16 protein-coding genes and 1 tRNA gene are annotated in these 14,225 nt (G+C 70.8%); 2 read left to right on the forward strand and 15 right to left on the reverse strand.

Going from position 1 to position 14,225, the window contains the following annotated elements:
* Positions 1 to 10 precede the first annotated feature (10 nt).
* Genes HNR14_RS19210 through HNR14_RS19225 form a run of 4 tightly spaced genes read right to left on the reverse strand, consistent with a single transcriptional unit; the run spans position 11 to position 5,188 of the window.
* On the reverse strand, positions 11 to 1,651 hold the full coding sequence (locus HNR14_RS19210; RefSeq protein ID WP_179702255.1) for an ABC transporter substrate-binding protein: 1,641 nt from the start codon (positions 1,649 to 1,651) through the stop codon (positions 11 to 13).
* Positions 1,648 to 3,312: a dipeptide ABC transporter ATP-binding protein gene (locus tag HNR14_RS19215; protein WP_179702256.1), complete on the reverse strand. Its 1,665-nt coding sequence runs from the start codon at positions 3,310 to 3,312 to the stop codon at positions 1,648 to 1,650. The genes HNR14_RS19210 and HNR14_RS19215 overlap by 4 nt, the downstream gene beginning before the upstream one ends.
* Positions 3,309 to 4,232 (reverse strand): ABC transporter permease, encoded by a 924-nt coding sequence (locus tag HNR14_RS19220; protein WP_179702257.1) that lies wholly within the window; start codon positions 4,230 to 4,232, stop codon positions 3,309 to 3,311. Before HNR14_RS19220 ends, HNR14_RS19215 begins: the two co-directional genes overlap by 4 nt.
* Positions 4,229 to 5,188, reverse strand: a complete 960-nt coding sequence (locus tag HNR14_RS19225) for an ABC transporter permease (protein WP_179702258.1) — start codon at positions 5,186 to 5,188, stop codon at positions 4,229 to 4,231. The genes HNR14_RS19220 and HNR14_RS19225 overlap by 4 nt, the downstream gene beginning before the upstream one ends.
* A gap of 265 nt (positions 5,189 to 5,453) precedes the next feature.
* On the opposite strand from HNR14_RS19225, the gene HNR14_RS19230 reads away from it, so the two are divergent.
* Positions 5,454 to 5,981 (forward strand): hypothetical protein, encoded by a 528-nt coding sequence (locus HNR14_RS19230; RefSeq protein ID WP_179702259.1) that lies wholly within the window; start codon positions 5,454 to 5,456, stop codon positions 5,979 to 5,981.
* A 77-nt stretch (positions 5,982 to 6,058) separates the two neighbouring features.
* On the opposite strand, the gene HNR14_RS19235 is transcribed toward HNR14_RS19230, so the two are convergent.
* From HNR14_RS19235 to rplU, 11 genes are all read right to left on the reverse strand, one after another.
* Positions 6,059 to 6,131, reverse strand: a tRNA-Ala gene (locus HNR14_RS19235).
* A 115-nt stretch (positions 6,132 to 6,246) separates the two neighbouring features.
* Entirely contained in the window at positions 6,247 to 6,534 is a 288-nt protein-coding gene (locus HNR14_RS19240; protein ID WP_179702260.1) for a TFIIB-type zinc ribbon-containing protein, read from the reverse strand.
* 74 nt (positions 6,535 to 6,608) lie between these two features.
* Positions 6,609 to 6,986 carry a ribosome silencing factor gene (gene rsfS, locus HNR14_RS19245; protein ID WP_021763950.1) on the reverse strand — a complete coding sequence of 126 codons (378 nt, stop codon included), beginning with the start codon at positions 6,984 to 6,986 and terminating at the stop codon, positions 6,609 to 6,611.
* A gap of 55 nt (positions 6,987 to 7,041) precedes the next feature.
* On the reverse strand, positions 7,042 to 8,394 hold the full coding sequence (locus tag HNR14_RS19250) for a hypothetical protein (RefSeq protein ID WP_179702261.1): 1,353 nt from the start codon (positions 8,392 to 8,394) through the stop codon (positions 7,042 to 7,044).
* A complete protein-coding gene (nadD, locus tag HNR14_RS19255; protein WP_021757217.1) occupies positions 8,391 to 8,996 on the reverse strand; it encodes a nicotinate-nucleotide adenylyltransferase in 606 nt (201 codons plus the stop codon). The genes HNR14_RS19250 and nadD overlap by 4 nt, the downstream gene beginning before the upstream one ends.
* Positions 8,997 to 9,007: 11 nt before the next feature.
* A complete protein-coding gene (locus HNR14_RS19260; RefSeq protein WP_021757219.1) occupies positions 9,008 to 9,244 on the reverse strand; it encodes a hypothetical protein in 237 nt (78 codons plus the stop codon).
* A gap of 54 nt (positions 9,245 to 9,298) precedes the next feature.
* Positions 9,299 to 10,567, reverse strand: coding sequence for a glutamate-5-semialdehyde dehydrogenase (locus HNR14_RS19265; protein ID WP_179702262.1), 1,269 nt, complete (start codon positions 10,565 to 10,567; stop codon positions 9,299 to 9,301).
* A 9-nt stretch (positions 10,568 to 10,576) separates the two neighbouring features.
* Positions 10,577 to 11,419 (reverse strand): glutamate 5-kinase, encoded by an 843-nt coding sequence (proB, locus tag HNR14_RS19270; RefSeq protein WP_021757223.1) that lies wholly within the window; start codon positions 11,417 to 11,419, stop codon positions 10,577 to 10,579.
* Positions 11,416 to 12,972: a GTPase ObgE gene (gene obgE, locus HNR14_RS19275; protein ID WP_179702263.1), complete on the reverse strand. Its 1,557-nt coding sequence runs from the start codon at positions 12,970 to 12,972 to the stop codon at positions 11,416 to 11,418. The genes proB and obgE overlap by 4 nt, the downstream gene beginning before the upstream one ends.
* An 82-nt stretch (positions 12,973 to 13,054) precedes the next feature.
* Complete coding sequence (gene rpmA / locus HNR14_RS19280) at positions 13,055 to 13,312, reverse strand: 50S ribosomal protein L27 (RefSeq protein WP_021757229.1); 258 nt, start codon at positions 13,310 to 13,312, stop codon at positions 13,055 to 13,057.
* Positions 13,313 to 13,342: 30 nt separating this feature from the next.
* Positions 13,343 to 13,651 carry a 50S ribosomal protein L21 gene (rplU, locus tag HNR14_RS19285; RefSeq protein WP_025155948.1) on the reverse strand — a complete coding sequence of 103 codons (309 nt, stop codon included), beginning with the start codon at positions 13,649 to 13,651 and terminating at the stop codon, positions 13,343 to 13,345.
* Between the two features lie 263 nt (positions 13,652 to 13,914).
* On the opposite strand from rplU, the gene HNR14_RS19290 reads away from it, so the two are divergent.
* On the forward strand, positions 13,915 to 14,190 hold the full coding sequence (locus HNR14_RS19290; protein WP_021757232.1) for a DUF4031 domain-containing protein: 276 nt from the start codon (positions 13,915 to 13,917) through the stop codon (positions 14,188 to 14,190).
* The last annotated feature ends 35 nt before the right edge of the window (positions 14,191 to 14,225 follow it).

Below are 14,225 nucleotides of genomic sequence, written 5' to 3' on the forward strand. Positions count from 1 at the left end.
TCTCCTCCTGCTATTTCGTCGTGTACGCGTCGACCAGCGAGCCGAGGCGCGAGTCCGCCCCGAGCACGATGCCGTGCACGTTCTGGGCGGTCCCCAGCACCGTCGTCAGCTCGACCACCGGGATGTAGTAGGCCAGGTCGACGATGCGCGCGTTGGCCTTCTGGGCGATCTCGGCGCGCTTCGTCTGGTCGGCCGTCGCGAGCTGATCGGTGAGGTCCTGCTGCAGCTCCTGGTCCGTGTACCCCTTGGCCGCGTTGCTGGGCAGTGCCGACGAGAACTGCGTGCGGAGCACATCCCCGTCGGCCCGCGAGAGGTTGCCGTAGGCGAGGTCGAAGTGCCCGGCGCTCGCCTCCGCGAGGTACTGCGGTACGGTGCCCGTCCAGACCTCGACCTTGATGCCGATCGCCTTCAGCTGCTGCTGGATGAGCTCGATGATCGACTGGTTCGGGTTGAAGTTGGCGATGTAGCCGAGCTTCAGGTCGAGCTTCGTGCCGTCCTTCTCGCGGATGCCGTCGCTGCCCTTCTTCCAGCCCGCCGCGTCGAGCAGCTTCGCGGAGGCCTTCGTATCGAAGCCGAGCTGCGTGCTGAGGTCGACGGCGCCGGGGGTGTTGGCGGCGAGCACACTGGTGGCGACCTTGAACTCCGGCGTGAGCGCGGACTGCTGGATGAGGTTCCGGTCGAGCGCGGTCAGCAGCGCCTTGCGCACCGAGACGTCCGCGAGGGCGGACCCCTCCTTGATATAGGTCGAGAGGCCGAACGCGATACCCGGGTTGGCCCGGACCACCAGCGGGGTCTTCTGCGCCTGCAGGCCCGCGATGTCCTGCGGCAGCACGCCGCCGATCGCGTCGACCTGCTTGGAGGTGAGGCTGCCCGTCCGCACGCCGGCCTCCGGGACGATGGTGAACGTCACCGTGTCGAGGTGCGCGGCGCCGCGGTTGGTGTAGTCCTCGGGAGCCCACGCGTAGCCGTCGCGCTTGGTCAGCACCACCGAGGTGTTCTTCGTGTAGCTCTTCAGCACGAACGGCCCGGTCCCGCTGAGGCCCGCCCCAGTGGCGCGGTCGTCGTACGGGATCTCGAGCGATTTCGGCGACAGGAGGCCGAGCGCGACCGACGACGCGGCCTGCGGGAACGCGCCGTTGGGCTTCGAGAAACTCACCGTGAACGTCGAGTCGTCCACCACCGTGGTGCCCGCGTAGTTCGGGAGGGCGGTGATGGCGTTCAGCGCCTTGGTCGCGTTGGCGACGATGTCGTCGAAGTTCGCCTTGACCACCGCCGCCGTGAGTGGCGTTCCGTCCGAGAAGGTCACACCCTTCCGCAGGGTGAACGTGAACTGCGTCGCGTCGGCGTTCGCTTCCCATTTCGTGGCGAGCCACGGCACGATCTTGCCGGTCTTCGGGTCCTGCTCGGTCAGCGAGTCGAACAGCTGGCGCTCGACGTAGAGGGTGTCGTTGCCGCTGCCCGTCGCGGTCGGGTTGAGCGTGATCGGGTCGTTGCCGAGCGCGAAGGTCAGTGCGCCGCCGTCGACGGGCGTGGCCGCCGCGGACGACGAGGCGCCGGGAGCGGACGTGCCGGCGCAGGCCGACAGCAGCAGGCCGGCGGCGGCCGCGGTCGCGATGCCGGCGGCGAGCCGGCGGAAGGTGGGTGTTCTCATGCTGTTCTCCTGATGCTGGGGTGGGGTTCGGGGATGCGGGAGTGGGAGTCGCGACCGGGGATGGCCTCCAGCAGGTCGCGCGTGTACGGATGCTGCGGGTCGCCGAACACGGTGCTCACCGGTCCGGCCTCGACGACGCGGCCGGCGCGGAGCACGGCCACCTCGTCGGAGATCTGGCGCACGACCGCGAGGTCGTGGCTGATGAAGAGGTAGGCCACGCCGTGCTCGGCCTGCAGCTCGGCGAGCAGCTGCAGGATCTGGGCCTGCACGCGCACGTCGAGCGCCGAGACCGCCTCGTCGAGCACGATCAGCTCGGGGCGGAGCGCCAGGGCACGAGCGATCGCCACCCGCTGGCGCTGGCCTCCCGAGAGCTCGGCAGGACGGCGGTCGAACGCGTTCGCAGGAAGCCCGACCTCATCCAGGAGCACCCGCGCGCGCTCGGCCTGCGAGCGACGGTCGCCGACCCGGAGCGATCGCAGCGGCTCGGCGATCACGTCACCGATCGACAGCCGCGGGTTCAGGGAGGCGTACGGGTTCTGGTAGACGACCTGGATGCGCCGGCGGAGCTGCCGGAGCCGCCCGCCCGCGAGCGCGGTGACGTCCTCGCCGTCGAACACGATCCGTCCCGCCGTCGGCTGCTCGAGGCGCAGGATGAGGCGGGAGGTCGTGGTCTTGCCCGAGCCGGACTCCCCCACGAGCGCGAGGGTCCGGCCGCGCTCGATCGCCACGCTGACGTCGTCGACCGCGCGCAGCCCGCCGAACTCCTTGACCAGTCCGTCCGCCCGCAGCAGAGCCTCGGGCGCGGGCGCCGTGTCGGTCGTCGCGACCGCGTGGCGCTCCCGAGCACGGGTGAGGAACGTCCCGCCGGTCGTGTTGAGGCTCGGCGCCGCCGCGATGAGCGACCGCGTGTACGGGTGCTGCGGGTCGCCGAGCACCGCGTCGGGCGTCCCCTCCTCGACCAGCTCGCCGTCCGACAGCACGAGGATGCGGTCCGCGCGTTCCGCGGCGATCCCGAGGTCGTGGGTGATGAGCATGGTCGAGGCGCCGACCTCGTCGGTCAGCGCGTCGAGCTGATCCAGGATGCGGCGTTGCACGGTGACGTCGAGGGCGCTGGTCGGCTCGTCCGCGATCACGAGAGCGGGGCGGGCGGCCAGGGCGATCGCGATCAGGACGCGCTGCCGCTGTCCTCCCGAGAGCTGGTGCGGATAGTGCCGGGCCCGCAGCTCAGGGCGGTCGATGCCCGCGCGCTCCAGCGCCTCCACCGCGTCGAGCAGTGCCGTGCGCCGGTCGGCCAGCTTGTGGATCGTCAGCACCTCCGCCACCTGCTGCCCGATCGTCTTGACCGGGTTGAGGGAGACGGTCGGGTCCTGCGGCACGTAGCCGATCCGTCGGCCGAGCAGTGAGCGGAAGGCCGCCCCGCGCAGGCCGGAGAGATCCTCTCCGTCGAAGTGGATGCTGCCGCCGACGGTCGCGTTCGGGGCCAGCAGGCGCACGATGGCCGCGGCCGTCGTCGACTTGCCGGAGCCGGACTCGCCGACGACCGCGACGCGCTCCCCCGCGGCGACGCGGAAACCGATCCCCCGCACCGCGTCGACGACGCCTCCGCGAGTGCGATAACCGATGCGCAGATCGTCGACCCGCAGCAGTTCCGTGCCGGTCATCGTGCGCCTCCTGCAGTGCCGAGGTTCGAGAGCCCGCGCGAAATCCGGTTGCCGGCGAGCACCGTGAGGGCGATCACCAGGCCGGGGATGGTCGTCATCCACCACGCGGTCGCGAGGAAGTCGCGGCCGTTCGCGACCAGGGCTCCCCATTCCGGAGTCGGCGGCTGGGCACCGTAGCCGAGGAAGCTGAGCGCCGAGATGGCGAGGATCGCGCTGGAGAAGTCGAGCGCCACCAGTGCGAGCAGCGGCGAGATCGAGTTCGGGAGCACGTGCCGCAGCAGCACGCGCAGCTTCCCGGCGCCACCGGCGACCGCGGCCTCCACGTACACGCTCGATCGCACGCGCAGCACCTCCGAGCGGAGCACGCGGGCGTTGGACGCGACGGAGGTGACACCGACGGCGATCGCCACGTTGACCGTCCCGAAGCCGAGGGCGACGACGAAGGCGAGTGAGAGCAGCAGTCCCGGGATGGCGAGCAGCACGTCGGTGAAGCGCATGAGCACCGCGTCCACCCACCCGCCGCGATATCCCGCGACGAGCCCGATGACCGTGCCGGCGAGCAGCCCGACGACGACCGCGATCGCGGCGGCGCCGAGCGACAGTCCGGCCCCGTGCACCACGCGTGAGAACAGGTCGCGGCCGATCGCGTCGGTCCCGAACAGGTGGGCGAGCGACGGTGCTTGGCGCACGGGGCCAGTCGTCTCCAGCGGGTCCACCGGCGTGAAAAGCGTCGGCGCGACGGCCGCGACGAGCAGGAGCAGGATCCAGACCGCCGAGACGACGAGGCCGGGGCGGCCGAGCAGGTCGCGGACGGTGGAGGCGCCGCGGGCCGCTCGGCGCGAGCGCGCGGCGGAGTCGGCGTCGGTGGCCGTGGGAGTGCCGGAGGCGGCCGCGCGGTCGAGAGAGAGCGTCTCGGTCATGCGGTCACCGCCGGGATGCGGACTCGGGCGCGGGCGGTCACGATCCGCGGGTCGAGGAGCGGGTACACCAGGTCCACGATCAGGTTGACGACGACGAACACCAGCGCGCCGAAGACGACGACGCCCTGCACGACGGGGATGTCCTGGGCCGCCACGGCATCGGCGGTCGTGCGCCCGAGACCCGTGCGACCGAAGACCGTCTCCGTCACCACCGATCCGGCGAGCAGGTTGCCGACCACCAGCCCCGCGATCGTGAGTGCCGGCAGCGCCGCGTTGCGGAAGGCGTGGCCGAGCTGCACGCGGGTCGTGGAGGCTCCCTTTGCCCGCGCGGTGTCCGCGTACGGTTGGGCGAGCTCGCGGTCGAGGCCCTGGGCGAGCAGCTGCGCGATCAGAGCGCTGGTCGGGATCGCGAGCGTGACGGCCGGGAGCACGGCGCTGCCCGGCCCGTTGCCGGTCGCCGGGAACAGGGCCAGTTGGAACGAGAAGAACTGGATCAGCAGGAGCCCGAGCCAGAACGACGGGATCGCGACACCCAGCGGGGGCAGGCCGAGGAGCAGCCCACGCAGCCAGCGCGCCCGGGTGCGGGTGGCCGCCAGGGCGATCCCGGTGCCGAGCAGCAGGGCGAAGAGGAAGCCGAGGCCCGCGATCTGCGCCGTCGCTGGGAGGCTCTCCGCGATGAGAGCGGAGACCGAGCGGCCCGAGACGAACGACCTCCCGAAGTCGCCGGTGAGCGCGTGGGCGGCCGACGTCAGCAGGCGGACGAGCACCGGCTGGTCGAGGCCCCACTCGGAGCGGATCGCGGCCACCTGGTCGGCGGTCAGATCACTGGACTGGCCGCCGGTGAGGCTCGCGAGCGCGTCGCCGGGCAGCGCCCAGAGCACGAGGTAGCTCGCCGCGTACGCGACGGCGAGCACCAGGGCCGCCTGTGCGAGGCGGCGCAGGATGTACCTGCCCATGTCGGCTCCTTTCACGGGGAAGCGGTGGAGGTGGTGGAGCCCATTCCCCCAGGAACCCGCGCATCGCGCCCCCTCGGATTACCGACTGTGTCCGTTCTTACGCACCGTTACCGCGTCCCTCGCTTTTCGCCCGCTGGGGGCGCTACGCGCGCGCCGCTTTCGGCACGAATGTCGACTTACGGCACCGCTTTCACAACATTCGGCACGAATGTGGGCACCCGCTTGGCACTACCCCCGCCGCGTGGGAGGCGTACCGTGGCCCGGCATGAACACAACCGGATGGATCATTCTGATCGTCGTCATCGCGGTGATCGTCATCGCGATCGTCGTGGTCGCCCTCACTGCCGGGCGTCGCCGCAAGCTGGAGCACGACCGCCAGCGCGCACAGGAGCTGCGGGCCGATGCGCGCGACGACGACTTGGCCGCTCGCGAGCGGGAGGCCAAGGCGGCGCAGGCGACCGCGGACGCCAAGCAGGCCGAGGTCGAAGCCGAGCAGCGCCGCCGCTCGGCCGAGGCGCACGCCACGGAGGCCGCCGAGGCGCGCTCGTCGATCGACGAGAAGCTGGCGAAGGCCGACGCGCTCGACCCGGACGTCCGCACCGACCGTGACGGTAACCGCGTCGGCGACCAGCGCACCGATGCGCCTCGCACAGACACCGCTCGCGCGGACGGCGCCCGCCCGGTCGAGACGCCGGTCAATGACACCCACGAGAGTCCAGCCCGGCACGCCGAGCCCCGCATCGACACCGGCCGCGACGGCACCTCCGACGTTCCGCCGCCGCCCGCACGCTGACACTGCACGCACGCTGACACTGCACGCACAAAAAAGCCCGGCTCCTGCGTTCTCACGCGGGAGCCGGGCTTCGTGGGTGGATCTGAGGGGACTCGAACCCCTGACCCCCTGCATGCCATGCAGGTGCGCTACCAGCTGCGCCACAGACCCATGTTCAGTTGAAATTCACTGCCCCAGTTCCCCGCGACAACTCATCCAGCGTACTACACGGACGCGCCCAGGAAAAAATCCTGATACTCCCCCGGGCGCGTCGTGCGGCGACGTGTCAGTCGAAGAGCTCGCTGAGCCAGTTCTCGCGCTTCTTCTTGTACGGCCGCTGGCCCTGCGGGGCGTAGCCGGGCTGCTGATAGCCCTGCTGCGGGTATGCGGGCTCCTGGTACTGCGGAGCCGGCGCGGCGTGTGCAGCGGCGGGCGCCACCGCTCCCGCGCGGTCGATGATCTTGTCGAGTTCGCCGCGGTCGAGCCAGACGCCGCGGCACTCCGGGCAGTAGTCGATCTCGATGCCGTTGCGCTCGCTCATGACCAGGGTCGCGTTGTCGGTGGGACACTTCATGGCCACAGTCAACAGGGCGAACATGAGAGAACTCTCATGCGTAACCGGGAAACCGCCGTGGCGGCGGCGACGGACTACTGAGCGGCGTCGTGCACCGGCAGTTCGATGGGGAGGACGGGGCAGTCCTTCCAGAGGCGCTCGAGCGAGTAGTACATGCGGTCCTCCTCGTGGAACACGTGCACGACCAGGTCGCCGAAGTCGAGCAGCACCCAGCGCCCCTCGGAACGGCCCTCGCGGCGCAGCGTGCGCACGCCCGCGTCGTTGAGCTGGTCCTCCACCTCGCCGGCGATGGCCATGACGTTGCGCTCGACCCGCCCGCTCACGAGCAGGAAGGCGTCGGTCAGGGGCAGCGGACCCGAGACGTCGAGGGCGACGAGGTCCTCACCGCCCTTGGAGTCGGCGGCGGTCGCCGCGATCTGCAGGATCTCGAGGGCGTGCGGGGATGCGGTCACGGTCGTGCCTCCGGTGCGGTGACGATGTCTGGTGTCGAGGTGGCGGAGCGGAGGATCAGAACACCTTCAGCCAGTAGGCGGCGACGAGCAGTCCAATGACGCCCACCGCGAGCACGCCCGCGACGACGATGAGCACGGTCGGCAGGGCGTTGCCGCGCTTCTTCGGCGGGGTGATGACGCCGCGCGTGGACGTGTGGGTGCTGATCGCCCGGGAGGCGCGCACAGGGGCGACCTCCGAGGTGTTGAACTCGTTCTCTTCTCCGTCGAGCAGGTTGTCGATGTCGGAGGAGTCGAGGTGCTCCGGGTTGAGCCCGGTCGACCCGACGCCGCGCGGCAGGTCGATGGAGCCGGTCACGAGGATCTCTCCCGTGCTCGTGAGGGGCGCGGTCGCATCCGGTCGCGGGATGGACGGCAGGATGAGCGCGTTGGTGGTGGTGGCCGCGGTGGACTGACCGACGTTGCGCGAGATGATCGGCTCGCTCGCGTCCTCCACCTCGGCCGCGGTCGACCAGTGACCGGTCGGCGGCGTGAACGGGCGGCGCTCCTGCGCGGAGGTGTCCTCCACCTCGGCGGGCTTCGGCGTCGCGGCCGACGAGGGCGCGAGACCGAAAGCCGTGAAGGGCGAGGTCGGGGCGGACGTCTGCACCGGCGGCGCGGCCGGCGTCGGGACGAACGGCGCCTCCACCTGCTCCGACGTGCCGGTCGAGTTGGAGGGCGTGAGCGGCGCGAATGGCCAGGCGGCTTTCGCGTCGTCGGCGGGAGCCTGCTCGACGGGCGTCTCGTCGGTCGGCTCCTGCGAAGCGGGAGCGCCGGGTGCGTTGAACGCGATCGGGACGACGGGCTCGGCCAGGTGCGGCGTGTGGTTGGCCTGCTGGTTGGCCTCCTGCGCCTGCATCATCGCGCGCATCTCGCGGCGGGTGAGCGTGCGCTCGCCCGATCCGGTCGCGGTAGCGGCGGCAGGCGGGACGACGGCGACGGGCTGGGTGACGGCCTCGGGCTTCGACGGATCCGCGGCCTCGCGGAAGAGGGAGGCCGGCGCGGAATCGTCGCGCACATCGGAGGATGCGTCAACGGGTGCCGACGCACCGGGCTCGGCGAAGAGGAGGGCGTCGAAGTCGTTGCCGCCGGTCTGCGGGCGCGACGGCGAGACCACTCCGGGATCGGCGAACGCCGACGCGGGGATGGCGGGAGGCTCGTTGGCGGGAGCGGCGGGAACCGGAGCGGCGGGAACCTGCGCGGCGGGCGCGCTCCCCTGGTTCGTGAGGACCGGGATCTCCCCGCCGGGGGTCGGCTCCGCGGTGCCGGCACGGCGCGACTCTTGGCGCGCTGCCGTGCGCTCGCTCTCACGTGCCTGTCGCCGCGTCAGGGGCGGCTGGCCATCCGCGGGCTGCTCAGGCCACGAAGTCATGCAACACTCCGATACAAGTGGTGTTTCGAGATGTACTGGACGACACCGTCCGGCACGAGGTACCAGACCGGGAATCCCCTGCTCACCCGGCTCCGACAGTCGGTCGACGAGATCGCCAGGGCCGGGACTTCCAACAAGCTTACGTCTCCCGACGGCAATCCAGAAATACTCAAGTCATGTCCCGGGCGACTCACAGCCACGAAGTGCGCGAGCTCCCAGAGCTCGTCGACGTTCCGCCAGCTGACGATCTGCGCGATGGCGTCCGCACCCGTGATGAAGATGAGATCGGCGTCCGGCCGCTGCGCGCGCAGGTCGCGGAGGGTGTCGATCGTGTAGGTCGGGCCGGCCCGATCCACATCCACGCGGCTGACGGTGAACCGCGGGTTGGACGCCGTGGCGATGACCGTCATCAGGTAGCGGTGCTCCGCCTCCGTGACGGGCCCCTTCTGCCACGGCTGCCCCGTCGGCACGAAGACGACCTCGTCGAGGTCGAACGACTGCGCGACCTCGCTGGCCGCGACCAGGTGACCGTGGTGGATCGGGTCGAACGTGCCGCCCATCACACCGATGCGCGGTCGCCGGCTCTCCTCCGTGAGCTCCATGCCCGGAAGGGTCAGTGCCCCTGGTTCGGGTGTCCGCTGCCGTGGTGCGTCGCACCGGGAGCGCCGGCGTGCGACGCGGCGTCCGCGGCGGCCTTGTGGCTGTGCCGGTTGGCGACGTCCTTGTAGCTGAACACCACGATCGCGAGCACCGCGAAGATGGCGAGGGCGATGGCCCCGTAGGCCCAGGTCGGCATGGGCAGCTCGACGTGGGTCTCGGCTTCAGCGAGGACGGTCGTCAGAAATGACATCTCGGGTTCTTCCTTTCCGGTGGGCGCTGGCCCGCCGACCAGTCTAGCGGGCGCTCAGCCGCGGATCTGCCCGGACCCGCGCACGATCCATTTGGTGCTGGTCAGCTCGGGCAGGCCCATCGGACCGCGCGCGTGGAGCTTCTGGGTGGAGATGCCCACCTCGGCACCGAAACCGAACTCGCCGCCGTCGGTGAAGCGGGTGGAGGCGTTGACCATCACGACCGCCGAATCCACCTGGGCGAGGAAACGCTCCGCGTTCGCCAGGTCGTTCGTGATGATCGACTCGGTGTGCTGCGTCGAGTACCGGCGGATGTGCTCGATCGCCTCGTCGAGGTCGTCGACGACCTTCACCGAGATGTCGAGGCTCATGTGCTCCGTCGCCCAGTCCTCCTCGGTCACGGGCACGCCGTCCGTCGCGTAGGGCAGCGCACGCTCGTCGGCGTGCACGGTGACGCCCGAGGCGGCCAGCGCGCCCAGCACGGGCGGCAGGAGGCGCTCGGCGGCGTCCCGGTGGACCAGCAGGGTCTCGACGGCGTTGCACACGCTCGGGCGCTGCACCTTGGCGTTGCGGACGATGTCCACGGCCCAGTCCTCCCGGGCGCTCTCGTCGAGCACGATGTGCACCACGCCGGCGCCCGTCTCGATGACCGGGACGGTGGACTCGGTGACGACCGTGCGGATGAGGTCCGCGCTCCCCCGCGGGATGAGCACGTCGACGTAGCCGCGGGCGCGCATCAGCTCACCGGCTCCCGCACGGCCGAACTCGTCGATCGTCTGCACGGCGTCGGCGGGCAGCCCGGCGGTCGCGAGGGCCTCCTGGATGACGGAGACGAGCACGCGGTTCGTCTCGATGGCCGCGCTCCCCCCGCGCAGCACCGCCGCGTTGCCGCTCTTGATCGCGAGCGCGGCGATGTCGATGGTGACGTTCGGGCGCGCCTCGTAGATGGCTCCGACGACGCCGAACGGCACCCGCACCTGCGAGATCGCGACGCCGTTCGGGAGGGTGCTCCCCCGCACCGACTGGCCGACCGGGTCCGTGAGGCCGACGACCTCGAGCACGGCGTCCGCCAGACCCTGCAGGCGCGCGGTCGAGAGCGTGAGCCGGTCGAGGAGGCCGGTCGTCAGGCCGTTCTCGCGGCCGTTGGCGAGGTCGAGCTCGTTCGCCGCGAGAATCTCGTCGGCGGACGACACGACACCCTCGGCGATAGCGGTCAGCGCGGCGTTCTTCTGCAGCGATGTCGCGGTCGCGAGGGCGATCGAGGCGTGCTTGGCCGCGGCCAGCTTGTCGACGAGCGCGACGGGCGCGACGGTGGTCTGAGACATGGTCCCAGTCTAGGACGCGGCGGCGCCCGGGGTGATGGCCGAGAGGGCGCCCGTGACGCTCGGGACGCCGTCCGGAGCGGGGACGAACCAGGTGCCGACGGCCTCCCCGCGCAACGCCTCGGAGACGAGCGAGGTGGCGGTGAGGATCACGGCCGTGCCGCGCTCGGCGGCCTGCCGCGCAGCGGACACCTTGGTGAGCGCTCCCCCGGTGCCGACGCCCGAGAGGCCGGTGGCGCCGATCTCGACGCCGGCCAGTTCGTCGTCGTACGCGACCCGGTCGATCCGCTCGGCTCCGGGCTCCTGCGGGGGCTTCGTGTAGAGCGCGTCGACGTCCGAGAGGAGAACCAGGAGGTCCGCCTCCACCAGCAGCGCGACGAGGGCCGCGAGCCGGTCGTTGTCGCCGAAGCGGATCTCGTGCGTCGCCACGGTGTCGTTCTCGTTGACGATGGGCAGGATGCGCAGGTCGAGCAGCCGCTCCATCGCCCGCTTGGCGTTGCTGCGGTGGGTCGGCGTCTCCATGTCGCCCGCGGTCAGGAGCACCTGGCCGGCGACGATGCCGTACCGGTCGAGGCTGTCCTGGTAGCGGTTGATGAGCACGTTCTGCCCGACCGCCGCCGCGGCCTGCTGGGTGGCGAGGTCGGTGGGGCGCTCCTGAAGCGACAGGTACGGGATGCCCGTCGCGATCGCTCCGGAGGAGACGAGGATGACCTGCGTGCCGCGCCCGTGGGCTTCGGCAAGCGCGTCGACCAGCGGCTGGATCTGCCCGGCGTTCTCCCCGCTGATGGAGGAGGAGCCGACCTTGACGACGATGCGTCTGGCTGCAGGGATCCCGCTGCGGTCGTCGATGGTCATTCCTTGCCCGTCTCCTCGCTGCCGGCGCCTCCGTCGACGCCGTCGTTGTAGTCGTCGTCCTGCCACAGGCCGGACTCGCGCTCGCGGATGAGCTCGGCGCGGGCCTCCGCCTTGGCGTCCATGCGCTCGAAGTACTCCTCGCGGCGCTGGTTGCGCGTGGGGCGGTTGTTCGCGTCGAGTCGCGCGTCCGTGCCGCGCGGCGCCGTCATGAGCTCGGCGGTGGAGGTGAGCGTGGGCTCCCAGTCGAACACCACGCCGTTGTTCCGGCCGATGACGACGGTGGAGCCGCCCACGGCGCCCGCCTTGAAGAGCGAGTCCTCGACGCCCAGCTTCGCGAGCCGGTCGGCGAGGTAGCCGATGGCCTCCTCGTTGGCGAAGTCGGTCTGCGCGACCCACCGCTCGGGCTTCGCGCCCAGGATGCGGTAGACCGGGCCGTCGCTGCCGCCCTCGACCTTGACCACGTAGCCGGAGTCGTCCACGGCCTTCGGCCGGATCACGATGCGCGGGCGCGCCTCCTCGAGGGCGACCTGCTCCGCACGCGCGCCCTCGACGAGCTCGCCGAGCGCGAAGGACAGCTGCCGCAGTCCCTCATGGCTGACCGTCGAGATCTCGAACACGCGGTAACCACGGGCCTCGAGGTCGGGGCGCACCAGCTCCGCCAGATCGCGGGCCTCGGGGACGTCGATCTTGTTGAGCGCGATCAGCTGCGGGCGGTCCAGCAGCGGGAGCTGCCCGTCCGGCACCGGGTACGCGGCGAGTTCGCCGAGGATGACGTCGAGGTCGCTCAGCGGGTCGCGGCCGGGCTCCAGGGTGGCGCAGTCGAGCACATGCAGCAGCGCCGAGCAGCGCTCGACGTGGCGCAGGAACTCGAGGCCGAGGCCCTTGCCCTCGCTCGCGCCCTCGATGAGGCCGGGGACGTCGGCGACGGTGTAGCGCACGTCGCCCGCCTGCACGACACCCAGGTTCGGGTGGAGGGTGGTGAACGGGTAGTCGGCGATCTTGGGCTTGGCCGCCGAGAGGGCTGCGATCAGGCTCGACTTGCCGGCCGACGGGTAGCCCACCAGGGCAACGTCGGCGACGGTCTTGAGCTCGAGGAGGACGTCGCCCTCCCAGCCCGGCGTTCCGAGCAGCGCGAAGCCGGGAGCCTTGCGCTTCTGGTTCGCGAGCGCGGCGTTGCCGAGGCCGCCGATGCCGCCTGCGGCCGCGACGACGCGCATGCCCGGCTCGGTCAGGTCGGCGAGCTCCTCGCCGTCCTCCGACTTGACCACGGTGCCGACCGGCACGGCCAGCTCGAGGTCCTCGCCGGTGTGACCGCTGCGGTGGTCGCCCATCCCGAAGCCGCCGCTGTCGCTCGACCGGTGCGGTGCGCGGTGGAAGCCGAGCAGCGTGGTGACCTGCGGGTCGGCGACGAGGATGATGTCGCCGCCGTTTCCGCCGTTGCCGCCGTCCGGGCCGGCCAGCGGCTTGAACTTCTCCCGACGGACCGAGACGCACCCATTGCCGCCGTTGCCGGCGCGCAGATGCAACGTCACGCGATCAACGAACGTCGCCATGTGGTGCTCCCTACTTGTGTCCTCAACAGCAGATGGGCGGGCCGAAGCCCGCCCATCCGGAAAGTGGTGCTGGTGGTGGAGGCTAGGCTCCGACCGCCACGATGTTGACGACCTTGCGGCCGCCCTTGTTGCCGAACTCGACCGCGCCCGCCGCCAGAGCGAACAGCGTGTCGTCGCCGCCACGGCCGACGTTCACGCCGGGGTGGAAGTGGGTGCCGCGCTGGCGGACCAGGATCTCACCGGCGTTGACGGTCTGGCCGCCGAAGCGCTTGACGCCGAGGCGCTGCGCGTTCGAGTCGCGGCCGTTGCGAGTGGAGCTCGCTCCCTTTTTGTGTGCCATGTCTTCTTCTCCTCGGGAGGTCCGGGTCGACTACTTGATGCCGGTGATCTTGACGCGCGTGAGCTCCTGGCGGTGGCCCTGACGCTTCTTGTAACCGGTCTTGTTCTTGAACTTCTGGATCACGATCTTCGGGCCGCGGAGGTCGCCGAGGACCTCGGCGGTGACCTTCACCTTGGCGAGCGACTTGGCGTCGGACGTGATCTTGTCACCGTCGACAAGCAGCACCGCAGCCAGCTCGACGTTGCCGTCCTTGTCGGCCTTGATGCGGTCCATCGTGACGATGGTCCCGATCTCGACCTTCTCCTGCCGGCCACCGGCGCGCACAACTGCGTAAACCACTTTCACGTACCTTTTTCGTCGGGGAACAGTTCCCGGCGGCCTGACGGCCCGGACCTGGTCCTACTTACTGTTCTCGGAAGTCACTGGCGAGTCCGACGCCCCGGGGACCGGGAGCGGCTCTCAGAAAACCATGATGGCGAATCAGGCGACGCCCAACACACACCAGCGGTCAACTTTACCTGAGGCCACTCGTCACGTCAATTCAACGCGGGGGCTCCAGGACCGTGCGGCACCGTCGATGGCACCGTTCCTACAATCATTGTATGACGGTCTTGATCGATCCCCCGGCATGGCCCGCCCACGGCATGTTGTGGTCCCATCTGGTCAGCGACGCGTCCCTGGACGAGCTGCACGCCTTCGCGGCCGCGAACGACATCCCGGGGCGTGCGTTCGACCGCGACCACTACGACGTCCCCGACCGCCGTTACGACGAGCTGGTGGCCGCAGGAGCCCTCGCCGTGCCCGGTAAGGAGCTCGTCACGCGGCTGATCGCCAGCGGACTGCGCGTGAAAGCACGAGACCGCGTGCGGAGGCACTGACACTCGGTCGGCGCTCCGCACGCGGTCTCGGATGC

It is taken from the genome of Leifsonia naganoensis, from assembly GCF_013410615.1.
GTDB classification, from domain to species: domain Bacteria; phylum Actinomycetota; class Actinomycetes; order Actinomycetales; family Microbacteriaceae; genus Leifsonia; species Leifsonia aquatica.